At 55.9% G+C, this 23,313-nt stretch carries 23 protein-coding genes; 17 read left to right on the forward strand and 6 right to left on the reverse strand.

Annotation, left to right across the window (positions count from 1 at the left end; all coding sequences use genetic code 11):
- The first annotated feature begins 40 nt into the window (after positions 1-40).
- From SH678x_RS05585 to SH678x_RS05595, 3 genes are all read left to right on the forward strand, one after another.
- On the forward strand, positions 41-1,087 hold the full coding sequence (locus SH678x_RS05585) for a threonine aldolase family protein (RefSeq protein ID WP_496921900.1): 1,047 nt from the start codon (positions 41-43) through the stop codon (positions 1,085-1,087).
- Between the two features lie 70 nt (positions 1,088-1,157).
- Positions 1,158-1,877 (forward strand): hypothetical protein, encoded by a 720-nt coding sequence (locus tag SH678x_RS05590; RefSeq protein WP_496921901.1) that lies wholly within the window; start codon positions 1,158-1,160, stop codon positions 1,875-1,877.
- A 428-nt stretch (positions 1,878-2,305) separates the two neighbouring features.
- Positions 2,306-3,580 carry an outer membrane beta-barrel protein gene (locus SH678x_RS05595; RefSeq protein WP_496921902.1) on the forward strand — a complete coding sequence of 425 codons (1,275 nt, stop codon included), beginning with the start codon at positions 2,306-2,308 and terminating at the stop codon, positions 3,578-3,580.
- 92 nt (positions 3,581-3,672) lie between these two features.
- Here the strand turns inward: SH678x_RS05595 and SH678x_RS05600 are convergent, their stop codons facing one another.
- Positions 3,673-4,377 (reverse strand): J domain-containing protein, encoded by a 705-nt coding sequence (locus SH678x_RS05600; protein ID WP_496921903.1) that lies wholly within the window; start codon positions 4,375-4,377, stop codon positions 3,673-3,675.
- 123 nt (positions 4,378-4,500) lie between these two features.
- On the opposite strand from SH678x_RS05600, the gene SH678x_RS05605 reads away from it, so the two are divergent.
- From SH678x_RS05605 to SH678x_RS05645, 9 genes are all read left to right on the forward strand, one after another.
- Positions 4,501-5,799, forward strand: coding sequence for a hypothetical protein (locus SH678x_RS05605; protein WP_496921904.1), 1,299 nt, complete (start codon positions 4,501-4,503; stop codon positions 5,797-5,799).
- 177 nt (positions 5,800-5,976) lie between these two features.
- Positions 5,977-7,458, forward strand: coding sequence for an IMP dehydrogenase (guaB, locus tag SH678x_RS05610; protein ID WP_496921905.1), 1,482 nt, complete (start codon positions 5,977-5,979; stop codon positions 7,456-7,458).
- Between the two features lie 100 nt (positions 7,459-7,558).
- Positions 7,559-8,728 carry a hypothetical protein gene (locus tag SH678x_RS05615; protein WP_496921906.1) on the forward strand — a complete coding sequence of 390 codons (1,170 nt, stop codon included), beginning with the start codon at positions 7,559-7,561 and terminating at the stop codon, positions 8,726-8,728.
- A gap of 32 nt (positions 8,729-8,760) precedes the next feature.
- Positions 8,761-9,429 carry an NAD(P)H-hydrate epimerase gene (locus tag SH678x_RS05620; protein WP_496921907.1) on the forward strand — a complete coding sequence of 223 codons (669 nt, stop codon included), beginning with the start codon at positions 8,761-8,763 and terminating at the stop codon, positions 9,427-9,429.
- Positions 9,426-9,797 (forward strand): YbaN family protein, encoded by a 372-nt coding sequence (locus SH678x_RS05625; protein ID WP_496921908.1) that lies wholly within the window; start codon positions 9,426-9,428, stop codon positions 9,795-9,797. Before SH678x_RS05620 ends, SH678x_RS05625 begins: the two co-directional genes overlap by 4 nt.
- Before the next feature lie 86 nt (positions 9,798-9,883).
- Positions 9,884-10,477, forward strand: coding sequence for a hypothetical protein (locus SH678x_RS05630; protein WP_496921909.1), 594 nt, complete (start codon positions 9,884-9,886; stop codon positions 10,475-10,477).
- A gap of 213 nt (positions 10,478-10,690) precedes the next feature.
- On the forward strand, positions 10,691-10,864 hold the full coding sequence (locus SH678x_RS05635) for a hypothetical protein (protein ID WP_496921910.1): 174 nt from the start codon (positions 10,691-10,693) through the stop codon (positions 10,862-10,864).
- Between the two features lie 150 nt (positions 10,865-11,014).
- Positions 11,015-12,157, forward strand: coding sequence for an NAD-dependent epimerase/dehydratase family protein (locus SH678x_RS05640; protein ID WP_496921911.1), 1,143 nt, complete (start codon positions 11,015-11,017; stop codon positions 12,155-12,157).
- A gap of 6 nt (positions 12,158-12,163) precedes the next feature.
- Complete coding sequence (locus SH678x_RS05645) at positions 12,164-13,495, forward strand: vitamin K epoxide reductase family protein (protein ID WP_496921912.1); 1,332 nt, start codon at positions 12,164-12,166, stop codon at positions 13,493-13,495.
- On the opposite strand, the gene SH678x_RS05650 is transcribed toward SH678x_RS05645, so the two are convergent.
- Positions 13,496-14,227, reverse strand: a complete 732-nt coding sequence (locus tag SH678x_RS05650) for a hypothetical protein (RefSeq protein WP_496921913.1) — start codon at positions 14,225-14,227, stop codon at positions 13,496-13,498.
- A gap of 45 nt (positions 14,228-14,272) precedes the next feature.
- Entirely contained in the window at positions 14,273-15,031 is a 759-nt protein-coding gene (locus SH678x_RS05655; RefSeq protein WP_496921914.1) for a hypothetical protein, read from the reverse strand.
- A 292-nt stretch (positions 15,032-15,323) separates the two neighbouring features.
- On the opposite strand from SH678x_RS05655, the gene SH678x_RS05660 reads away from it, so the two are divergent.
- The gene (locus SH678x_RS05660) at positions 15,324-16,388 is read left to right on the forward strand and encodes a YheT family hydrolase (protein ID WP_496921915.1); all 1,065 of its coding nucleotides are present in this window, start codon (positions 15,324-15,326) and stop codon (positions 16,386-16,388) included.
- A 133-nt stretch (positions 16,389-16,521) separates the two neighbouring features.
- Here the strand turns inward: SH678x_RS05660 and SH678x_RS05665 are convergent, their stop codons facing one another.
- Positions 16,522-16,974, reverse strand: a complete 453-nt coding sequence (locus SH678x_RS05665; RefSeq protein ID WP_496921916.1) for a hypothetical protein — start codon at positions 16,972-16,974, stop codon at positions 16,522-16,524.
- A 408-nt stretch (positions 16,975-17,382) separates the two neighbouring features.
- On the opposite strand from SH678x_RS05665, the gene SH678x_RS05670 reads away from it, so the two are divergent.
- Both SH678x_RS05670 and SH678x_RS05675 read left to right on the forward strand, forming a co-directional pair.
- Positions 17,383-18,489 (forward strand): ATP dependent DNA ligase, encoded by a 1,107-nt coding sequence (locus tag SH678x_RS05670; protein WP_496921917.1) that lies wholly within the window; start codon positions 17,383-17,385, stop codon positions 18,487-18,489.
- 86 nt (positions 18,490-18,575) lie between these two features.
- Positions 18,576-19,949: an SLC13 family permease gene (locus tag SH678x_RS05675; protein ID WP_496921918.1), complete on the forward strand. Its 1,374-nt coding sequence runs from the start codon at positions 18,576-18,578 to the stop codon at positions 19,947-19,949.
- A 78-nt stretch (positions 19,950-20,027) separates the two neighbouring features.
- Here the strand turns inward: SH678x_RS05675 and SH678x_RS05680 are convergent, their stop codons facing one another.
- On the reverse strand, positions 20,028-20,912 hold the full coding sequence (locus tag SH678x_RS05680) for a ZIP family metal transporter (RefSeq protein WP_496921919.1): 885 nt from the start codon (positions 20,910-20,912) through the stop codon (positions 20,028-20,030).
- A 98-nt stretch (positions 20,913-21,010) separates the two neighbouring features.
- Between SH678x_RS05680 and dtd the strand changes: the two genes are divergently transcribed.
- Positions 21,011-21,460 (forward strand): D-aminoacyl-tRNA deacylase, encoded by a 450-nt coding sequence (gene dtd / locus SH678x_RS05685; protein WP_496921920.1) that lies wholly within the window; start codon positions 21,011-21,013, stop codon positions 21,458-21,460.
- 60 nt (positions 21,461-21,520) lie between these two features.
- On the opposite strand, the gene SH678x_RS05690 is transcribed toward dtd, so the two are convergent.
- Positions 21,521-22,417 carry a metal-dependent hydrolase gene (locus SH678x_RS05690; RefSeq protein ID WP_496921921.1) on the reverse strand — a complete coding sequence of 299 codons (897 nt, stop codon included), beginning with the start codon at positions 22,415-22,417 and terminating at the stop codon, positions 21,521-21,523.
- Positions 22,418-22,632: 215 nt separating this feature from the next.
- Here SH678x_RS05690 and SH678x_RS05695 point away from each other — a divergent pair, with 215 nt between their 5' ends.
- Positions 22,633-23,307: a CvpA family protein gene (locus SH678x_RS05695; protein ID WP_496921922.1), complete on the forward strand. Its 675-nt coding sequence runs from the start codon at positions 22,633-22,635 to the stop codon at positions 23,305-23,307.
- Positions 23,308-23,313: the final 6 nt, after the last annotated feature.

The following is a 23,313-nucleotide window of genomic DNA, read 5'->3' on the forward strand; positions in this document are numbered from 1 at the left end:
TTATTTTTGAAAAGGCTATTGTTTCTTGCGGAGCGAAAAAATGAAAGGTGTCTCGGCCCCTGCCGTCCGGATTGACCTACTGAGCGACACAATCACTCGGCCCACGCTGGAAATGCGTGCCGCGATGGCCGCCGCCGAGGTGGGGGACGACGTCTTTGGCGAAGATCCGACGACGGTCAAGCTTGAGGCCCGCATCGCACAGATGCTTGGCAAGGAAGCGGCGTTGTTCATGCCTTCGGGGACGATGAGCAACTTGATTGGCCTGTTGGTGCATGCCATCCCCGGCGAGGAATTTCTCTGCGAGGCCAACTGCCACATCCTTAATTATGAGCAAGCCGGCTACGCACAAGTCGGTGGTTTGGGGGTGAATCCCATTCAGGGGGAGAACGGGATTTTGCATCTCGATCAATTGCGCGATCAGATACGTGGTCCGAACGATCATTTGGCACGGACGCGGTTAATCTGTTTAGAGCAAACTCACAATCGCGCGGCCGGGCGGGTGTTGCCTTACGAGGGCGTGGTAGAAATTTGCGCTTGGGCGGCCGCGCATGATCTGGCGAGGCATTTGGATGGCGCGCGGTTGTTCAACGCCGTGGTGGCTTCTGGAATACCTGCCAAAGATTGGGCTCAGCATTTCGACACGGTGAGCGTATGCTTTAGCAAAGGTTTAGGCGCGCCGGTGGGTTCGGCGTTATGTGGCCCGACCGAAAAAATTAAACAGGCTCGCCGTCGTCGCAAGATGCTCGGTGGCGGCATGCGACAAATCGGCAGCCTCGCAGCGGCAGCGCTCTTTGCACTTGATCATCATATTGATCGCTTGGTCGAGGATCACGAGAAAGCGCAAATCTTGGCAGCGGGGATTCGCGAGAACCCAAAGTTGGCTTTGATCTCGGATCAGGTTGATACCAACATCGTGATTTTCACCGTGGCCGACGAGTTGGGCCCGGCAGCCGAATTTTGCGAGCAACTCCTGAAGATCGGCATTCGCATGAACGCCACGTCGCCGCAGAAAGTGCGGGCCGTCACGCATCTCGACGTTACGAAAGAGCAATGTGCCGAAGTGGCCGACGTGTTGCGAAAGTATTGACCTCAGTTAATATGGTGGTTTACGGCATACTTTCGATGGGACAGCCATTTGCACGTCAGGCGGCAACTTGATGGATAGCTACGAAGCAGACGAGTTAGGCCGATACACTTCGCTGAGCAGTCTGGCGGTGTGCGCATTTTTGCTGGGCTTGGCTTCCCTGGTAGCACTGTTGTCGCCACTGTTGGTCGTCGTGCCAATTGCCGGAATTATTGTGTCGCTCCTGGCCGTGCTACGGATCAACAACTCGGCGGGGGCGCTTTCGGGGACAAAACTTGTTTACATCGCGTTGGCTTTGAGCGTCGTTTGCGTGGTGGCCGGCCCTTTGCGGGTTAAAGTTCGCGATCGCTTTTATCAAAGCCAAGCCGATGCGAGCGCGCAAGAGTGGTTGCAGCTCTTGGCCAAAGCAGAAAATCAACAAGCTCTCAACGGCATTACGGGCAACGCCAAGATGTATCTGATGGGTCCCCCATCTCCTGGCGGGCAGCCGCAGACTTTTGATGAGCAAATGTATGTGGTCAAGCTGGGGGAAGATCCGTTAGCCGCCAAGCTTCAAGAAGAAGCCCAGCATGGTGAGTTGGAGTTTGCCGTGCGGGATTTCAAGTCCGATGCCGACGGGCCGAACCCCCGCGCGGAGGTGACTTACCAAACCGTTAAGCCCGACGATTCGCTCACGATGAAGCTTGTTTTGTTGCGTTCAATCAGCCCCAGTCGCGGGGGCGAATGGCTTGTCGATTCTTGGAGGCTGGAAAGCGAAACAGCCCACGACCACGCGCATCCTCATTCCCATTAAATGGTGCGGCCCGTTAAATAGTGCGGGGCTAAATCTCGGCCGAAAACTCGCAGTCCAATGCACGGTGTTAAACTTTGCCGATTGCGAAGTTCTTTTCGCGCACGGAAGCTTTTCCCACGCTGGCGTGATATCTGATAAGGCCAATCCCACTGTGGAATCTGCAGTGGACGGTCGTGCGATCCGTACAACCGGTAATCTTTCACAAAAACCACGTGTTACGAGCGGTGTTTTGAGAGAAATGCGTGGCCGTGGCTCGACTGGTGTTCTCGGCACAGTCGATACATGAGAGCGAGGCGGACGCATCTCCCGCGAATACGGTCCCCATGTCGACCGTCCATTGGGACCGGAGTTCGTCAAATAAACCTTGCCCAGTTGCGATCGTTGGTTGGAACCAATCCGGCAAAGGGCAGAACAGAAGGAGCTATAAGGTGAAGTTAAAAACTTGGACAGCAGGTATCGCTGCTCTTGTGCTGTCTGCGGCGCCGGTGTTCGCCGTGGAAGGCAACGTGCAGTGGTCGAATTCGTTCGTAACACCTGCCAGTTGCGATGAAGATTCTTGTGATCCCGGCTGCGAATGCGGCGATCCCTGTGACTGTGGTTGTGGCGTTGGTGCAGTTGGCTTGTTCAGCGGCATCGGCGGTGGTTGCCTCGAGAATTTCACCCTGGCCAGCGCACTTGGCTTGGAAGACTCTTGGCTGGAAATCGGCGGCTGGACTCAAATCGCTTACTATGACCGTCAGGAACCCCTCTCGGTGACTCGTGGCGACTTGGGATCGTTCGACGACGTTCCTCGTGAATTGCAAGTTGCTCAACAATGGTTCTATGCCGGTAAGACCGCTGATGGTTCGAACGGCTTGGACTGGGGTTTCCGTGGTGACTTTATCTACGGTACTCAAGCTCAAAAGACCCAAGCGTTTGGCAACCCCGGCAACGAATGGGATAACGGTTGGGACAATGGCGTGTACGGTTGGGCTATCCCCCAAGCGTACGGCGAAATTGCCGCTGGCGATTTCACCGCCAAAGTTGGTCACTTCTTTACCCCGCTGGGTTACGAAGTGATTCCCGCGACTGGCAACTTCTTCTTTAGCCATTCGTACACGATGTACAACAGCGAACCGTTTACTCATACGGGCGTGTTGACCACCTATACCGGCTTTGAAGGCTTGACCGTGTACAACGGCTGGACCGCAGGTTGGGATACCGGCTTTACAAACGCCAATGGTGGCAGCAACTACCTCGGCGGTTTCACGGCCGAGATGGCTGAATCCGTCTCCTTCACCTACTTGCTGACCTATGGCAACTTCGGTCTCAAGGATGGTGGTGGCGACGACAGCTACTCGCACAGCATCGTGATGAATGCCGGTTTGACCGACAAGTTGAGCTATATCTTCCAGACCGACTACCTGTCGACGGACGAAAATAACGATGCCGGCAATCCCCGCATCGACAACGTGGGTGTCAACCAGTACTTGATCTATCAATGGAACGACATCATCGGCTTAGGTACCCGTCTCGAATGGTGGAAAGGTGCGGGCCCATTCGCTCCGTACAATACCCATTCTTCGCGGTACGAAGTCACCGGTGGCGTGAACGTCAAGTTGCTTGGCAACCTGATGATTCGTCCTGAAGTTCGTAAGGACTGGTGCCCCGCTGAAGGAATTGACCGCGACATGATGGCATGTGATGCGATCCTGACCTACTAAGGTTCGAATCGCTTAAGGGAACATCCCCCTCGCCGGGGGCCGTCTTCGGACGGCCTCCGGTTTTTTTATGCGCTGAAGGGGGATTAAACAGGCTATTCCACGAGCGTGGGGATCTCTTCACTCCGTTGGAGTAGCTGCGAGGCGAGCTTCCGCCGGGCCCACCAACCGACGCCTGTGTCGTTGACTTCAAAGGACTCGAGAGCGGGCAGGGCCTCGACCAACTCCAACGCTGCCTTGGTGATTTGCGTCCCCGAAAGATCCAGGTGATGCAATTGCTGGAAAGCTGCCAGCTGCAGGGCACTCTCATCGGAAAGCGTGCAGCCGGGAAGTTCCAGACGGATCAGTTTTTCTAGCGCCGTCCGATTGGCAATCATCAGATCGATCATCGCCTCGGCCTGCTGCGAGTTTTCCAGGCGGATCGCCGTGATCGCGTCGGTGAGTTCGGCAAAGTCGCCAAACGAGCGCTGCAGCCAATCGATCATGCTCGTTTCGACGTTCGCACCCATCGCCGTGAGTTTCGCAATGACGTCGCGGGATTGCAGATAGCCATCCATCTGCCGAGCGATCCAGCCGCGTGAGTTCGCACGGAATTCCAAATAGGCTTGCGCTTGTTGAAACGCTTCATGGAGCGCCGCAAAGTCGTGGGCGTTTCCACCATGGTCGGGATGCAATTCCTTGGCCTTGGTGAAATAGGCCTGCTTGACGTCTTCCTCCGCATAAGGAGGAGCAACGCCCAGCACGACCATAAAATCGGGCCGGCCATCGGCATCACGGTGAATCGGGGGCGGGGTTGGCATGGGAGCATTCCTATTTGGTTATGGAATATTCTAGCAGGCTATCTCGAAGATTTAAGGGCAAGATTAGACCCTGCGCGACGAAAGATAGTTGGTAGACTCGAAACTTAACCTGAGGTAACGGGCATGTTTTTGACCAGCAAACGATTTTGGAAATGGATCGGTTATTTGGTACTTGCCCTAATTGCCTTGATAATGATTGCCTACGCCGGTGTTTCGGTATGGGCCAACCTCAGACTTGCACCGCGATTGGCTGAACTTCGCGCGTCGGGCGAGCCCACGAGTATCGCCGAACTGGCGCCTAAGACAGTCCCCGCCGCGGAAGATGGTGCCACATACTTAGCAAAGATTGCTCCTCAAGTCGAAGCCTTCGCCAAAGATGAAGCGTTTTTCTTCAAGACACCTGTGGGCCAAAGCTACGACATCAAGACTAACCACGGTTTGGAACTTTCTGCCGAAGAGATCACAGCGATTCGCTCGATTTTGGATAACTATCCCACGATTGAGCCGGCACTTCGACAAGCGATCGAGTGCAAAACCTATGCACCGCACTTGGACTACTCATTGGAATTCCAACCATTCCTCGAGAGCATGTTGGACAAAAATCAGACTTTACGAACTTGTACCCGAATGCTTCGATTGAAATTGGATGTCCTATTGGCGGAAGGGAATGTCGCTGAGGCCGTTAAAACGGGACTGCTCGTGATGCGGTTGTCTCGGCTACAGGAACAAGAACCTGCCCTGGTCAACGGCCTTAAAGCGATGGCGCTGCGTGGGATCGGTATCGACATGATCAATCGCGCGTTGCGCACCGGGCCGATTGAGGCCGATCTACGTCGCTCACTCGACCAGGAACTGGCGAGTTACGATGAACTCGATTGGTTCGTCCGCACGATGAAATCAGAGCGCGCTCTTAATCTGAGCGGTGCCGACGATTTGTTTCCCCACTTTCCTATTACTTGGCAAGGCACCTTGTTCAAGGCTGACACGATCGACTTCTATGAGAAATCGTTACCCCTCTTGGGAAAGCCCGCGTACCAGTCTTCCGAACAGCTGTCCGCTTTGCAGCAAGTATCCTATAGCACGCCGATGAGCATTTCGCTGATCGGTTTACTCTTTCCGGGATTGGACGCGGCACACATCGCCGCCAATCGCAACTTGGTCGATGTGCGTTGTTTGCGAGTTTTCAATGCGCTTCAGTCCTACAAGCAAGAGCAAGGAGAAGAAGCCACGTCTCTTCGAGATATTGATCTTCCCCAACCAGCCACGATTGATCCCTTTAGTGGCGAGCCACTCAAGATGAAATCGACCGATAATGGTTGGGGGGTTTATTCGGTGATGAGGAACGGCGTGGATGATGGGGGAGATTTTCACAAGCAATTGGACTGGGGCGTCGCGCCGATTGGCTATTCACTTGTTGATTAACCAGCGGGGAGCCTGCTAGAGTTCACCATGAATATTACAAATGGTTTCGATTATTCGTGTGATTCGTTCGATTCGTGGTTTCTCCGGGCGCTCACGCTTACGTCTCACCTGACCGGTTGCCAACTCGCCCCCTCTCGCCGATAATCCGGGATTCACCTTGAGCCCTGGAGTCTCGCCATGCAGGACAAGCTCCCTTCCACCACTGCTCTTACCTTTGACGACGTGTTGATCGAACCCCGCTACAGCGAAGTGGTTCCCTCGGAGGTCGACGTCACGACCCAGCTCACCGAGCGCATTGAATTGCGGATGCCAATTCTCAGTTCGCCCATGGATACGGTCACCGAGAGCAAGATGGCGATCTCGCTGGCCCAAGAAGGGGGCCTCGGCGTCATTCATAAGAACATGTCGATCGAGCGGCAGACCGAGGAAGTCGACAAGGTGAAACGCTCGGCCAACGGCATCATCGTCGATCCCGTGACGCTGCCCCCCAATGCTAGCATTGCCGTCGCGCGGCAGACGATGGACGAGTCGAACGTGTCGGGCATTCCGATCACCGAAAACGGCAAGCTCGTCGGAATTCTAACCCGCCGCGACCTGCGTTTTCTCGAAGATAATAGCTTGCCCATCTCTGAAGTGATGACCGGCGAACCCTTGGTGACAGCACAGGGGACCGTAACGCTTGGGGAAGCTGAGAAGATTTTGATGGCAAAAAAGGTCGAGAAGCTGCTGTTGGTTGACGAAAATAACAGACTGACGGGCCTGATTACGATCAAAGACATCGACATGATGCGGCGATTCCCTCAGGCCTGTAAAGATGCCCAGGGGCGCTTGCGAGTTGGTGCGGCGATTGGCGTGTTCGATTTTGAACGGGCCGAGAGCCTCATCGAAAAAGACGTCGATTTGCTCGTCGTCGACAGCGCCCACGGTCACTCGTCGAACGTCATCGAAACAGTCAAGCAACTCAAAGCCAAGTGGGATATCGACGTCGTTGCCGGAAACGTGGCGACGGCTGAAGGTTGCCGCGACCTGATCAGAGCGGGTGCCGATGCCGTGAAGGTGGGCATTGGGCCTGGTTCGATCTGCACGACGCGGGTGATTTCGGGGATCGGTGTTCCACAGATCACAGCCATTATTAATGTCGCGAGTGCGGCCGTTGGATCCAAAACTCGGATCATCGCCGACGGCGGCATACGCTTTTCAGGAGATATTACCAAAGCCCTGGCCGCGGGTGCCCACGTTGTGATGTTGGGTGGCTTGCTGGCGGGACTCGACGAAAGCCCAGGCGAGCGCGTGCTCTTTAAGGGCCGCACTTATAAGGCCTATCGCGGCATGGGATCGTTGGGGGCGATGGTCCACGGTTCGAGTGAAAGATACCGCCAGTCGCATACAAACGCTGGCAACGGCAAGTTGGTCCCCGAAGGAGTCGAGGGCCGCGTGCCGTATAAAGGTCCGCTGAGTCCTTACCTGTACCAATTGGTAGGTGGCTTGCGGGCAGGAATGGGTTATTGCGGAACAAAAACAATTGAGCAGCTGCGCACGCACGCCCGCTTCATTCAAGTGTCGCCGGCGAGTGTGCGGGAGAATCATCCCCATGACATTGCAATCACGCAGGAAGCGCCCAACTACACGGCCGAATTCTCGTCCGTGGAGGAGCATTAAATTTGCAGGCGCGTTGGCACTTGGTTTCTTAAGTGCTCAAGGGCCGCTCGTTTCTGCCGGTGGTTTGAATTGGGGGCGTTCCGCCGCAGCGGTTCCAAGTGTGGCAATCACCGCCGAAATCATGGAGCAAGAATTTGATGCTCCGGATGCTCCAATTGCTGAACAGCCTCAAGCTCAACCGGCCGATTTTGTCGCTTCGCAGGAAGTCGCCCAAGGATCGGCACGGATGGCTGCCGCTTGGGAAGACGACGATGCCTTGGCCGCGGAGTTGCAAGATGCACCCGCCGAAATTCCCGTCGAACAACCTGCTCCTCAAACCGGTGAAAGCCGGAGCGTATTGACCAATCGCAATAACTTGGATGCATCGCTCAATACGATCGATCCGTTTGAAGCCGATGACCGCACGGCACAAGTTCCCGAAGATTTGTTCGACGAACCCGAGGCCGAACCGATTCCGCAACTTGAGAATCGGATCGATGCCGTTCAAGACGCGGTCGAAGGCGAAATCAACCGTCGTCAACGTGAGCCCAAGGAATTGACCAGCGAGCCCCGCATCTACGAACCGGAAGACTCGTTCGACCTGGAAACCGTCGAGCCCGATGATGCAGAAGAAGTTGAAACGGAACAAACTCCGCTGGAATCGGAAGACGAGCCCAGCGATGAAGCCGAGGATCAGACCCAAATTAATGGCCAGAAGGGGCCGAGCGATCTGAATTTCCAATTGCAGACGCCACCTAGGCAAGATTCGGAAATGGTGCGTCCCTTTGGCAACAACGATTTTGTGGCCGAAGAAATTCGCGAAGCCCAGAAGAGCTGCGAAGAAGAATTAGCGGCCCTCAAGAGCGATCGCATCGACAGTGTCGATCTGAGCATTCACATCGATGGGGTTGCTGGGGAAGATTTTCCGTACGAATGCCAGTTGGGCAATGAGGAACTCCAACCCCGCGTTTGGCCCGAGATTACTTACACTTGGAAGGCCTCGGCGTTGTGCCACAAGCCGCTTTACTTCGAGCAAACCCAATTGGAACGCTACGGCCACACCTGGCCACGCTGCGTGCAGCCGATCATGTCGGGGGCTCACTTCTTCGGTTCGGTGGCGATCCTGCCTTACAAGATGGGGCTCGAAACACCGAACGAATGCATCTACTCCTTGGGTCATTATCGCCCCGGCAGTTGTGCGCCGTACTACATCGAAGCGATCCCGTTCACATGGCGAGCAGCGGCGTTCCAAACCGGTGCGGTGACGGGCCTGCATTTCGCCACGCCCTAATCGGAAGCGACAGGCTGCGATATAATCCTGGGATGAAAGCTCTTACGCGCGCTGAATCCCGTGACGTTGATCGCCGAGCGATTGAAGAACTGGGCATCCCTGGCATTGTGCTGATGGAAAATGCCGGCCGGGGCGTGGTTGACGTTCTCATGAATCGAGAACCGCGCCCACGCAACGTGCTCATTCTTTGCGGCAAGGGGAACAACGGCGGAGACGGCTTCGTGATCGCGCGGCATTTGGCGATTCACGATGTGGCCGTGCAAGTGGCGATTCTCACACGCGCCCAGGAATTCACGGGCGATGCCCGAACGAATTTTCAAATCATCGAGCGTTTAGGACTACGCATTGCCAATTTGTCTCAGGCAACCGAGCTCGTAGCGAGTCTCGATAAGTCGGCACAAGGATGTGATTGGCTCGTTGATGCAATGCTCGGAACGGGGGCAGTGGGTGAACCACGTGAACCGTATCGGACGGCCATTGAGTGGCTGAACGAGCAATCAATTCTTAAGCTCGCGGTTGATCTCCCTAGTGGGCTGGATTGCGACACGGGCGAGCCTTCAGCAACAACGGTGCGGGCGGATGTTACGTGTACCTTTCACGCCCCCAAAGTTGGCTTTACCGCGCGCGAAGCGCAGGAGTTCCTTGGCGATTTGAACGTGGTTTCGATTGGGCTCCCCATCGAAGGTTGGGGGGCGGCGTGACGGGGTTCAAGAAAGCCGTATTTATTCTGCTCGCCAGTTTGTTTTTGGTTCTCGGCATCATCGGCATATTCTTGCCGGGGTTGCCAACAACGCCGCTGCTGATTTTGAGCAGCTATTTCGCGGCACGCTCGTCGCCCCGGTTTCACAATTTCCTGCTGTCGTCGAAATTGGTGGGGCCTGTCTTGCGCGATTGGCAGGAGCATCGGGGCGTGCGGCAACGAGCCAAATGGCATGCCACGGTCTTGGTGGCCATCGCACTGGGGATCGTCGCCTATGTGTCGCCGCTGCCGTTTTATGGCCAAGCCTTGGTTTTTCTGCTGGGATTCATCGGCCTGTGCGTGATCTGGCGATTGCCCACAATTTCGTAGTCCCTAGCCGCAGGTAGGTGCCCCTGACATTTTCGTGGGCTGGAAACTAAAATGATGGTTTCCCGCACACCAAATTTGTCACGGCCATGACCCGCATTTTTCCCACCCTGGCTTCGCTCTCGATCGGCCTGTTCTTGGCATCGTTGGTGATCGGCCTCACGATTGGCGATCTCTATCACGACCCTACCGAAGCCACGCTCCGTTGGCGTGGGGTCCACATGCTCACGGGGACTGCCGCGGCGCTGGCCGTGGTCTTCGTGCATAGCATTGTGGTGACGTACTTTATCGGCACGAGCCGGTGGTGCAAGGAAGTGACCGAGACCTACAAACTTGATCCCGGGCCATTGCGGCGGAGCACCCAACTCAAACGGCGAACATTCCCCTGGTGCGTGATGGGCATGCTTACGGTTGTGGCCGTGGGTGCCTTGGGGGCCGCCTCGGACCCTGGCACGGGCCGGCCTAATACGGCCGATATGACGAACGTGCATTTAATCGCCGCGTTCGCAGGACTGGCTTTTGTGTGTTGGACCTATTTTCAGGCCTGGCAAAACATCGCCGAAAACCAACTCGTGATCCAGGAAATCGTGGGAATGGTCGCCCGAATTCGCCGGGAACGTGGTTTGGACGTTTCTCCCGAGCTGGAAGCCTTGGCGTCCCAAGAGCCAGTCGCCACGCCGTAACGGCGATTCATCTGGCCGTGGCCCTTGTGCGCGGGCCGCAGAGACCGTAGTTTTGGTGCAAACGGAACCCGATTTGCCGCCAAATCGGCTGATTTTCGCCCCCTTTGTGCTGAGATATCCTGACAGCCGAGTGGCGGGAATTATACTTAGAAGTTCGTAACGCCCTTGGCCTAAGTCGGCCTTTTGTTGTCCTCCAGAGAAGGTTTGCGCGAAATGTCCAAAGCCATGACGATTGCCGGCATGGTCGTCGCGGCCTTGGTGTTTGTTGTGTTCGTGCTTGACATCTTCGTCGGCAGCACCGGTTTCAACAAAATGCACATCGGGGCGATTATTGCGTCCCTCATCTTGGGTTACGTCAGTTTCTCGACGTTCCGCGAACAAAAGTAGATCCATTTCTGTGGCAGCGGCCTGTAGGGACCCACTCTGGCCATTCACCGTCCAAGTGGTGGTGCGTGATCATCGTAAATTCTTACCGGTATAGTCTTTGCATAGTTTGATGACCAAACGGTTCAAGCACACTTGCGCCAGGAGGTCACGATGCCCGTAGACAAATTCCGCCTGCCCCCAGAGGCTCACCCCAAATCTCGACCGAGCGAGAAGGTACTCATCACCGGCAGTAGCGGGCTGATTGGTTTCTCTGTCGTTGAGCGACTCGAACAATTGGGCTACGAAGTGATCGGCTTTGATCGCGAAGGACCTCCCCATCCGCCGGAATCCGCGGACTGCATCGAAGTGGATATCGGCTCGGATGCAAGCGTGCAACGCGGACTCAAAGCGCTCCGCGAACGGCATGGCAATCAATTGGCGTCGGTGATCCATCTGGCGGCGTACTACGATTTCTCTGGCGAACCAAGTCCGCTGTACGACGAGATTACTCTCCGTGGCACCGAGAGACTCTTGAACGGACTTCAGGATTTTGAAGTGGGCCAGTTTATGTTTTCCAGCACCATGCTAGTGCAGGAGCCCACGCGCCCCGGAGTGAAAATCACCGAGGACTCACCGATTGATGCGAATTGGGACTATCCCCGATCGAAGATCGAAACCGAAAAACTGATCCGCCACAAGCATGGCAACATTCCGTACGTACTTTTGCGCATCGCGGGCATCTACGATGAAATGTGCCATTCGATTCCCATCTCGAATCAAATTCAGCGAATCTTCGAACGACAAATCACCAGCCGCGTTTATCCCGGCGAGCTTTCTCACGGGCAAGCTTTCTTGCACCTCGAAGATTTGATCCACGCCTTGGTGCTGCTCGTGCAGAAGCGCACCGAGTTGCCGCATGAATTGACGTTGCTGTTGGCCGAGCAAGAGGCGATCAGCTACGACGAGTTGCAGCGATTGATCGGCTGGCTATTGCATCGCGAAGAATGGGAAACGCAGCAAATTCCCAAGGTGATGGCCAAGGCTGGGGCGTGGCTGCAAGACAACATGCCGCTTGTTGAGGAGCCGTTCATCAAACCGTGGATGATCGACCTCGCCGACGAACATTATGAAGTCGACACGGAACGTGCCCGGACGTTGATAGGATGGCGGGCCCAGCATTCCTTGCGCGAAACTCTGCCCGAGATGATCGCCGAATTAAAGGCCGATCCCCAAGGCTGGTACGAGGCGAACAAATTGGATCCGCCAAGTGATTTGGAGGAGAACGCACAACTCATCGGCAAAAGCGAGCGGTAACGAGTCATGGCAGCTACGGCCTACATAGCGCCACGAAACTTGGAACAGGCGGAAAGTCCGCCCGTGTGGCCGTTCGCGGTGAACATCATTTTGGGGGCCTGGCTGGCCAGCACGGCACTTACGATCGAGCCGCATCCGCCCGCTTTGATGGTGAGTGATTTGCTCTCCAGCGCGCTCATCATCGGCGGCAGTACGCTCGCTTGTTTTACTAGGTTTGCTTGGGTGCGTTGGTTTGTGGCGATCACCGGGTTATGGTTGATGTGCGCGCCGCTTGTGTTTTGGGCACCGACGGCCGTGTCATACGACATGAGCAATTTGATTGGGAGTTTAGTCGTCGCGTTTTCGGTGATCGTCCCAAGCATCGTCGCAGCGCGAGCCACACCCGGTCCCGATGTTCCGCCCGGATGGAATTACAACCCGTCCGCATGGCCACAACGCGTTGGGATTATCGCCTGCGCGTTTTTACAGTTTTTTATTGCCCGCTACATGGCCGCGTTTCAGTTGGGACATACGACCGAGATTTGGGATCCTGTGTTTGGCGAGGGAACGCGGAATGTCTTGGAGTCGGACGTTTCCAAGGCATTTCCCGTCTCCGATGCGGGACTGGGGGCAGTGACGTATCTGATCGAAGCCCTCACGGGTTTTCTGGGTGGTACGCGGCGTTGGCGAACGATGCCGTGGGCGGTCGTGCTGTTCGGCATCATGATCGTGCCCGTGGGGGTGGTGAGCATTGTTCTCGTGGTGTTACAGCCCGTGGCGGTCGGAGCTTGGTGCGCCTGGTGCCTGCTGACAGCGGGACTCACCGTGATCATGATCGGCCCGGCTATCGACGAAGTCGTGGCGACCGGCCAATTCCTGTTGCGATCCCGCAGCGAAGGACAATCGTTGTGGCAAGCTTTCTGGCAAGGGGGCACGATTCAAGTTCGCGCCAGCGATGAAGCCACGGGGAACGAAGAACCCTTATGGCGGCAGCTGGCCGGGGGCTTGGAACTGCTTTCGATTCCGTGGAACTTGGTGGTGTGTGCGAACCTGGGTGTGTGGCTGATGGTAGCACCCGTGGTGCTGGAAAACGTGGGAGCCTCGGCCAACAACAATCATTTCGTGGGGGCCCTTGTGGTGACGTTCGCCGTGATTGGCTTCAGCGAAGCCGGCAGGGGAGGGCGGCTCGTCAACTTAATCCTGGGAACCTGGCTGCTAGTGGCTTCCTTTATCTTAAACGGCGAGACGACTGCCTCGACGGTGAGCAATCTCGCTATTGGTGCCGCGGTAATTGCGCTCAGTTTCCGACGTGGAAGAATTTTAGAGCGATTCGGCGGTTGGGATCGCTGGGTTGTCTGATTATTTGAGCGCGGAAAAGAAGCGATCTTGAGGCACGATCTCGTAGTATTGCGTGGTGATCATTCCCTGATCGCGATACTTGCACCGCCAACTGACTTCCAAATCGAGCCCTTCTTCGTCAACCGAACATTCAGCGGCTCCGCCAGGTTCATTAGGGTCGTAGACTGCAATGCTGTCGTGGGGCATGAGTTGCAGTAAAACGGCATGACTAGTGTGGCTTGTCCGTCCATCAGGAAAGACACGCGTTCCAAAGCAGCAGAAGAAGCCAATCTTTTCCGGCCCTGCCTGGAGAAGTTTCACCAGATCTTCACGAGTTTTGACCGTTTGGTCTTCGGCAGCAAGCAACTTCTTGGTGCCTTCACGAGTCCGGCGGAGCTTGTTGAACTGATCCTTGTAAAGGTTCGCAACGCGTGTGCTCAGTTCTTCAAGCACAACGGGGTTTTCGATCGGCAGCGATTTACCATCAACAACGATTTGCGCCGGATATGCGACTCTCTTGCCGCTTGTAAAACTCTCGTAGATGTCGTGAGCCAGGTCTTCCACAGTGAAGTGTTTGTTTTCACTTCGTTCACCCTGGATCAAGGCCTCCGCGGTTCCAGCGATGCCGACGCAGCGTTTGTTGCTGTTCATGGGCATGTTTACGAGAAACGGCGAGAACACGGGCTCGGCGGCACGGCAAAGTGCAATACCACTGATGAGTGCCACAAAGAGAAAAACAGCGCGGAAGTGCATGGGGCGATTATAGCACTTCTTGAGAAATCGCTAAGCCACGAGTGCTTACGCCGCGCGGAGGATCGAATGTTGCGGACGGGCGACGCGGGTGGCGGTCAGTTCCGCGAGTAGCTCGCCGGCTGTTGTGATCGCGACTTCCTCGCGACTGGCGGCGTGTGAAACGTGCCGCAACAGTTTTTCGAGATTCTGCAAGCTACGCGACGACGTATGAGCCAGTCGCATCGCGTCGACGGAAACTATGGTCATCTTTTCCGTGGTGAGCAACTTCTGCAAATGGTGCAGTGCGCTCCCGGAAACCAAGCGTGCCAACCACGAGCGGTGGGGAATCGCCAGCGTCTCGTCAAGCTGCCAAAGGCCGCAGGGGAGTGGGGAGTATATGTTTTCTCCCCTGCGCTTTGACATGTTCGAGAGAATCCCGCGCAAGCCCTGTTCGGCCAGGAAGGCGGCGTGATTGCGCAACTGGGCTGGTTCGCCAGAAACCAATCCCACGGTCGTGTTCGTGTTGTTTTGAATGGCCGTGACTCGTTTGCGGAGCGAATCACGCAGCAGCGGCGAATTGGCCTGTTTCGCCGAAATTGCGAGCGCCAGTTCGTCATCGGACTGGAGCAGGCTCTTATTTTGGATCAAATGCAGGTCGCAGCAGCCGGCTACCGACCAGGTCGCGGGGATATGATGGCCCCGGAATAAATGCACGAGATGCTGAACGCGAGCGAAATGGGCGGCTCCCGACTGGCCATCATGCACGTGGGGTCCTTCCAGGTGAACGACAAACGCGACACGAGCGGGCGAGGCAGAAAGTTTCATCAGTTCATTTCCCTGGTTCCGATGGCCGTGCGCTGCTGGCACATTCTTAACTTCGGGTCAGACTCGCAAGAAACTCAACGCCAGAACCGGACTCCGGGGTTGAGGCAGTCTGGTAAACTTTGCGGAAAGGGCAAAATGCGGCGCTGCCAGCAGTCAAGTCGGTAGGCACAATGGTTTTGTGGTGACTTCGGAAGCTACTTTTTGATAGATTGTCAGTCCCACCAGTTCGTGCCATCGGCACAAATTACCAACAATTTTTCAGCAACCGCGCGAGCGGCTTTCCAATTCATCCATGACGAATCGTCCTGCCGAAGTCTGGAAATTTCGCCCGCATCCTTTGCTGGCCAATTCCCATCTGCAAACCCTGATGGGGATTTATTGGCCGAGGAAAGTGGCTCCCTACACGGCGAAGCAACGTAAAGTCTTGCTCGACGACGGCGACTTCATTGTGCTACACGAAGATTCGCCCGTTGATGCCGACGAGACGACTCCTAGCGTGCTTTTGGTTCACGGTCTGGCAGGAAGCTACCAAAGCACCTATATGACCCGCATGGCCGAGAAGCTTGTCGCGCAGGGTTATCGATCGTTTCGCGCTGACATGCGTGGCTGCGGGGCAGGGGAGGGGTTGGCCAAATCCCCAGTTCATTGTGGGCTCTACAGTGATATCGCTTCGGCGGTTCGCGAGATCGGCGAGCTTTATTCAGAATCGCCCGTGTCGTTGGTGGGTTTTTCGCTCGGGGGAACGATCGTTCTCAATATGCTTGCCGAGGCGGGCGAGATGCGGATCGGGAATCTTGAAAAATCACTTGTGGTCTGTCCCCCGATCGATTTATTTTCCTGCGAGCGCCACTTTCGCACGATGCTGGGAAGGCGTTACGACAAATTCTTCGTCAAACAGATTTGGAATCAGGTTGTGAATCGCTGGCAGACGTTTCCCGACATCAGTCCGCAAGAGATTCCCAAGCGCCCACGCAAGTTGCGCGACATCGATGAAATCGTGATTGCACCGAGCGGCGGTTTTACTTCGGCGGCTCACTATTACCGCGAGACGCAGCCAGGACCCAAACTCGCGGCCATTCGTCAGCCAGTGACGATTGTCTTCAGCAAGGACGATCCTGTCGTGCCGTGCGGTCCGCTGTTTGATTATCCGCACAGCGAGAGCGTCGAAACGATCCTCACTACCCACGGCGGGCACTTGGCCTTTCTTGGCGTGCGCAAATTCATGGGTGCCAACGGCATCGATCAGGATTTTCGCTGGCTGGATTGGCGTATTCTTGAGTGGCTCGCCCATCCGCATGAGCGGCAAAGCATGCAGGATCTTCCAGAAGACGCCCAGGAACTCAGACTTTCGCGATAGCGATTCTTGAAAGCACGTTCCAACCAGTCGCGCAAAAAAAGTCCCCGAAACCCTGCCCCGGGTCCGGGAACCATGTGAAAAGTCAGACTTTAGAGGCCTGACTTTTCTGTTTGCTCAATAAAATCCGAGGTCGTCAATCGGCGTGCGCGAGCGAACGAAGGGTTCCCAGCGTATTGGTCTGAGTGGAATTGGAGAGTGGCGCGTTGATTGTGAAATCACGAGCCTCTGGCAGTCGGGCCTTTTGTGATTCGCTATCAGGCTTGAACGATCCCTCGATAGAATTGGGATTGCCGGTTTCCGCTTGAAGGGACGCTGTTTTGATCACATCAATTTTGGCGGAAACGGTTTGATCAATTCCCAAAGGATTATTGATCGCTAGAGGATCGCTGTACGGCGACGGGATCAATCTCGACATCGGAGGCAACAACGCTGGCAATAAATTGGGATCAACGCTGTATTGTGGAGCAGGACGGGTGCCACGCGAAGTCTGCGTATCTACGGCGTGGAGGCTGCTGGTAAGGGTGAGGGTCGTAAGGAAGGTGAGGGTCAGGTGGGAAATGGGGTGGGAAAACTTTCTAATCGTCATGGAGCGGCTCCCGGTCTCGCAGTGAAACGAATGCTACCAACTCGCCGTCGAGTTAGCTTATCGCGTTGCCAATTGGCTGGTGCCTATTCGCAAAGCAAAGCCCCAAAATAGCAATTGGTGTGCCGCGAGAAATAATCTTGGTTTTCGTGCCGAATGTTGCACGAATTGCGGTGTCTACTTACGGTGCATTGTGCACCCCTTATGCACGCTTTGCTCAAGTCGCTGGCACGATACGGATTACTGCTATCAACCGCATAATTGCAAGTGAGATTCCCCTGCGCAATCGCTAGAAGTGTTTGCGGTGATTTGCTTACCAACCTATGTTTGCCCGGAAGGTTAACGCGAATCGTTCGCGCACGAATTAGTGATGTTAGTCCCTCATACGCACTCGGACCAAGGAACGCGCGCATGTCGATGTTGATCACTCCTAACGACGAAGATTCCGCCATTGATTTGTTGGAATCAAGGTCACATGGCGACGTTGTCCCGTGCTGCGAGAAATGTGGCGCCCCGATCAATGCACATGATACACTCGTCTGCCGCAAGTGTGGTTGGTATGGCAGCATCGGTTCCTTCGTCGAGATCGATCGGCAATGGGAAGGGGACGACGATTGCGAAGTCGAAGAATCTTCGATTTACAAGTTGCCCGCCTGGGCATGGACGATGATCGCTTGCGTGACGGTCGTGGTCGCCGAAAGCATCGCGGCACGACTACTTACAGCGCCAGAGAGTGCCGCGCGCACGACTTGGGCGGTCACGCAATTGATCACGGGCATCACATTGCTTGCCGTGTGCCAATTCACCGCGTTCGTGATGTACATGCGCGAAGTGAGCGAGGCGGGCCTCTTGGATTTTTTTCTCAAGCCGATCAAACCTTGGATCATGCGCGTGCATGAACTACCGCGCTATCAATGGCTTTGCCATCTCGCGGTGAGTTCCTATTTGGCATTCAATCTATCGTTCACGGTGATTGGTGGAATTCCCTACGACAGATTGTGGGATTGGGGATTTCAGAAGCCAGTCAAACAAAACCTGGTCGGAGCCATCGCTTCCCAAGCGCAAAGTATCGAAGGAGAAGAGAAACCGCTCGATGAGGCCATCAAGGATTTCGCGGGGACTCAAGATGTCGACGGTAAAAAAGGCAAGAAGTCGAAGAACGATTTGAATGCTCAACCTAAGGCACGACAAAATGAAGATTGTCTGATTGTCGGCTATCGTGCTAACGGCGAAGGCCTGGTTTACAATCTGTATCTCGCCGGCGCGAGCGTCGGCACACTGCAATACGTGGGGCAAGTCACACCGCAACTTTCGGTGAAAGACTTACGCGCCCTGAGCGAGCAACTCGCCGCTTATCCCGCGCACACGCCATTCGTAAAAATGCCCGACGACGGCGTTCATTGGGTGAAACCACGCTTCACCTGCCGCGTGAGCTACGCGAGCAAAAGCCAAAAGGGCCGCCTCGCCGATCTCAAATTTGAAAGCCTGTTAGGCGAAGTCGACGTGGCGGAAAAATAACGCGATGTGATTTCATTTTTGCATAGTCAGTGCCGAGGGCCAGTTGTTAAACTAGCCCTCGGCACTTTTCTTTTTGGGACGAGCGAATGAAATCTTTTGCATTGTGGGCGGGGCCAATCGGGGCCGTCCTGGTCGGTTGGTGGGTGGCAGGGCAGGGGCTTGGGAATGCCGCCGCCTGGACCGCGGGCATCACTTTTCTTACGGCGATGTGGTGGGTTTGTGAGCCGATTTCCATCGCTGCCGCGTCGTTGATTCCGATTGCCGTATTGCCCCTGGTGGGCGTGCTCACCGCCAAGGAAGTTGCGGCTGCCTATGGCAACGAAATGATTCTGCTGCTCACCGGCGGCTTTATGCTCTCCAAAGCGATGGAACGGAGCGGCACACACCGGCGGATCGCACTGGGGATGGTTAGCTTTTTGGGGGGCGACAATGGCCGCCGACTGGTGCTGGGGTTTCTCACGGCCTCTGCGGTGTTGAGCATGTGGATCTCGAATTCGGCGACGACGTTGATGCTGCTGCCGATCGTGCTTGCTGTGGTGGAAAAAGTTTCTGACACCAAATTGACCATCGCGCTGCTGCTCTCCATCGCTTACGGGGCGAGCATCGGCGGGATCGGTACGCCGGTCGGCACGCCGCCGAACTTGATCTTCATGGAGAACTACGAAACCGCCACGGGGCAAGAGATTGGCTTTTTGCAGTGGATGACTTGGACCGCGCCGATGCTGCTCGCCATGATTCCCTTCACTTGGTTGTGGCTCGCCCGTGGAGTGCGCGCGACGGAAAAGATCATCATGCCGGAAGTGGGCGAATGGCGGACTGAAGAAATTCGCACGATGACGGTCTTTGGCATCACGGCCATCTTGTGGATGACGCGCATCGAACCGTGGGGCGGTTGGAGCGGGCTCTTCGATCTGCCCGGTGCCAATGAAGCAAGCGTCGCGTTTCTGGCCGTCGTGGCGATGTTCCTCATTCCCAACGGTAAAGAAAAAGGCGAGCGGCTGTTGGATTGGCAAACGGCCTCGAACATTCCGTGGGGTGTACTGCTGCTGTTCAGTGCGGGGGTGGTGATCGCCGATGCGTTTATGAAGTCGGGCTTGAGCAAAGCGATCGGCGAAGGACTAGTGGCCTTTGATTCGCTGCCGATTCCCGTGTTGATTGCGCTCGTCTGTTTCATCACAACATTTGCGAGTGAACTCACAAGCAATACGGCGCTCGCCACACTCTTGATGCCGATCATGGCGGCGATGGCCGAGGCGGGGAATATCGACCACAAAGTGCTGATGGTCCCCGCGGCAATTGCTTCGAGCTACGCGTTCATGATGCCTGCCGGCACGGCCCCAAACATTATCGTGTTTGGGACGGATCGCATCAGCGTCCGGCAAATGGCGTACGAGGGATTTGTGCTCAACCTCATCGGGATTGTTATCGTGACGGTCGTTTGCACGTGGCTGTTTGCGTGATTGAGTCAAGAGCGAGGAGTCCAGAGCCGAGAGCCACACTGTATGGCACTCGACTCTGGACTCTCAGCTCTCGACTGGCTAACTCGTGGCTTCCGTGACTGCCGACGCCGGGGTAGGGGGGTGCTGATGGGTCACCCCTTCGAGTTGGCAGATGCCCCACGCGAGAGCAAGTCCCAACAAGAGTGCCAACGAAAGCTTGCCGCGATCGTGGTCGTGGAATTGCAACTCGGGTAACAGATCACTCAATGCAATGCACAAGAATGTTCCCGCTGCAAAGGCTAGTGCTTTGGCCAGTACGTCGCCGCCGCCACCCTCGGCCATGAAACCAAAGTGAAAGATCAGCACGCCCACGGGAATCGCGAGCGCGAATAAGCCGTTCACCACGTGTCGCGAGGTGAGCGACCAACCCCCGTGGGCCATCAGCGTGGCGATGGTCATCGAGTCGAACGGCTTGTGCAAGAGCACCACCAAAAACGTGCCGAAGCCAGCCAACCGCACTTCCGCGCTGCCATGGGCAACCCCGGCCGCCAGAGCTATGCCTTCGATCACACTATGCAAAGTCAGCCCCAGTGCCGCGCCACTCCAGGAAAGATCGTGGCCGTGATGGTGATCGTGACTGTGACCATGATCGTGCTGATGTTCGCAGGCGATCTCACCATCCTCGACGCCATGGTGGTGAAAACAAAAGAAGCGCTCGATAAAAAACATTAACATGAGTCCATACAGCACCCACATCACGACTTGCCAATGAGCTTGGTCGGGGGGGATCGATTGCTCGGCCTGCTGGAGTGCGTGGGGCAGCATGTGCAGGAGACCGATCCCCAGCATCACGCCCGCCACAAAGCTGACCGCGCATTCCATCCAGCGATGGCTCAGCCGAAACCAGACGGGGATCATCCCGCCGCCGATGGACGCCAGGAGAATCAAAAGACAATAATAGGTGAGCAAGACCGTGGAACTCATCGCCTAAGTATGGCAGCGTCATTGGGTTCACGCAAGTCACTTGTTTTTGCAATTCAATTTCAATAAGCGAGCCGGGTCGTCATCGACCCCGACACAATATGCGGGCCTGTATTCAGCGAGTTTCCCAAGCTCGGGTCGTCGTCGAAGGAGAAGTGACCGGTGAAATCGGCAGGGGACTGTTGGTGCTGCTGGGAGTGGCAGCGACCGACACCGAGGCAGAACTCAAATGGCTCGCTGATAAGATTGTGGGCTTACGAATCTTCGATGACGAAGCGGGGAAGATGAACCTATCGCTCGCCGATGTGGCTGGCGGTATGCTCGTGGTGAGTCAATTCACGCTGTACGGCGATTGCAAGAAAGGTCGGCGACCCAGCTTCATCGATGCCGCGCCCCCCGAAATGGCCGAGGCGATGTACGAGCGGTTCGTGGCGTATGTCGCTCAAGGGGGGACACCGACCGCAACCGGAAGATTTCGCACAACAATGGCCGTCGAATTGGTGAACGATGGGCCCGTGACGATCTGGATCGATACGGCGGAGAGGAGTTAGCTGGCATCGTCCCGATGCCGAGAGTCATGTCACACGGCATCGGGACGATGCCGGCTAACATTATTTCGTTTCGCCTTGCACGCGCCGCCACAATCTTCGAGCGGTATCGTAGATCGTGCGATCGACCTGCTGATGGGAGTAAGGATCGACGGGCAGGGGCTGATAGGTCATCCCTTGTGTTACGGTTTGTGGCGCGTAACCATTGGGAGAATAAACTTGACCCGGTGCGAAGCCAGTGATCGGCGAATTCGGATCTTGCTGTTGGTTCCAAATCCCTTGCCAACCGTTGGCGGCCATCTCCATCGGCGAGGGGCGGCCATATTGCTCCATGACCATTGGCTCGCTCAGGATCATCATGATGACGAGCGTGAGCTTGGAATAGGTCGAAAAGTTGGCCCAGCGGTTGTCGCCCCAAAGTTTGAGCGCCGTGCCGAACGATTTTTTCAACCGCCAGCGCCCGCCGGTCCATTCAATTGAATAGATTTCATCGAGCGTAAGATGAGACAACACGCCAAGGAACATCCCGGCCGCTTTGAAGTAGCGCAACTGCAAGTTGGCCGACGCCGAGAGCAGGAACACAATCCCCGTGAAAATCAGCGCAGCAGGAATGCTGTGAAACATACCGCGATGGACCGTGTACTTCGCCAGCATTCTGGCGATGACAAAGCGCACGAACAGATACATGCCACTGGCGGCAATCACAACGTGTTCGTGATTGAGGCCCATCTCTTGGAGTCGTCCCAGCATGAGCATGGGAATGATCGCGGCGGCAAAACACATCGATTCGCGAAACGGCACGCCGGAGTCGCTATCGATGTCGGGCATCATGCCACCGATGCCACACAAGCCCCCAGCGATGACACCCGATTCCCACGGCAGGCCCAGGTACATACCGACCGCGCCATAACCCACGCCGAGCGTCGTGCTGACAGTTATATGAGTCTTAAAGCCGGCCATGGAGTAAGGGTTCAGAAGTCAGAGGTCAGAGGACAGGGCGGGGAATGTAAGAAAAGCCTGGGTTACGAGCCAGACGATTTCGCCGCTTGCGGCTTAGCGGCGGAACCAAAGCTATCACTGCCAGCACCACCATGAACTGCCCTTCGCCCGGCCAATCGCGCTGGCTATACTTCGCCCCGAATATTCTTTCCCTTGGACCCTCTATCCATCCTCCCATGCAAACTTACGACGTCTTGATGTTGGTCGTCCTGGTCGCCGCCACGATCTTTGGAATGTGGAAGGGGATGGCGTGGCAGATTGCTTCGCTCGCGTCGTTGATTTTGAGCTATTTCGTGGCGCTCAAGTTTGCGGATCAAATTGCACCCTCTTTTGCCGGAATTGCCCCCCCGCCGCTCAACAAATTCGTGGCGATGCTGCTCATCTATATGGGTACGTCGTTTGTGATTTGGAGCTTGTTCCGCTTCGTGTCGGGAATCATCGACCGCGTGAAGCTCGAATACTTTGACCGCCAGATGGGCGCGATCTTCGGTTTTGCCAAAGGCATCCTGCTGTGCGTGGCGATCACGTTCTTCGCCGTGTCGCTGTTGCCCCAGGCGCAAAAAGAACAAATTCTGGCCTCCCAGACCGGCCATTACATCGTCGTGATGATCGACAAAACCGACGCGGTCGTTCCCCCCGAGATCCACGACGTCATCGGGCCATATTTGCAAAGAATCGAACAACAACTCGATCCCAACGGCCAGCGGACTAGCCAACAGCACGCCAACAACTGGCCGCAGGCGGCATTCCCGGAATGGCCGACCCTACCGGCGAGCGCCAACAATACGATCCCAGCCCAGCCCGCCGCGACGCCATTGCCAACGGCCACCTGGCCACCACGGCCTCAATAACGTGGC

The organism is Bythopirellula superficialaquae, assembly GCF_059632245.1.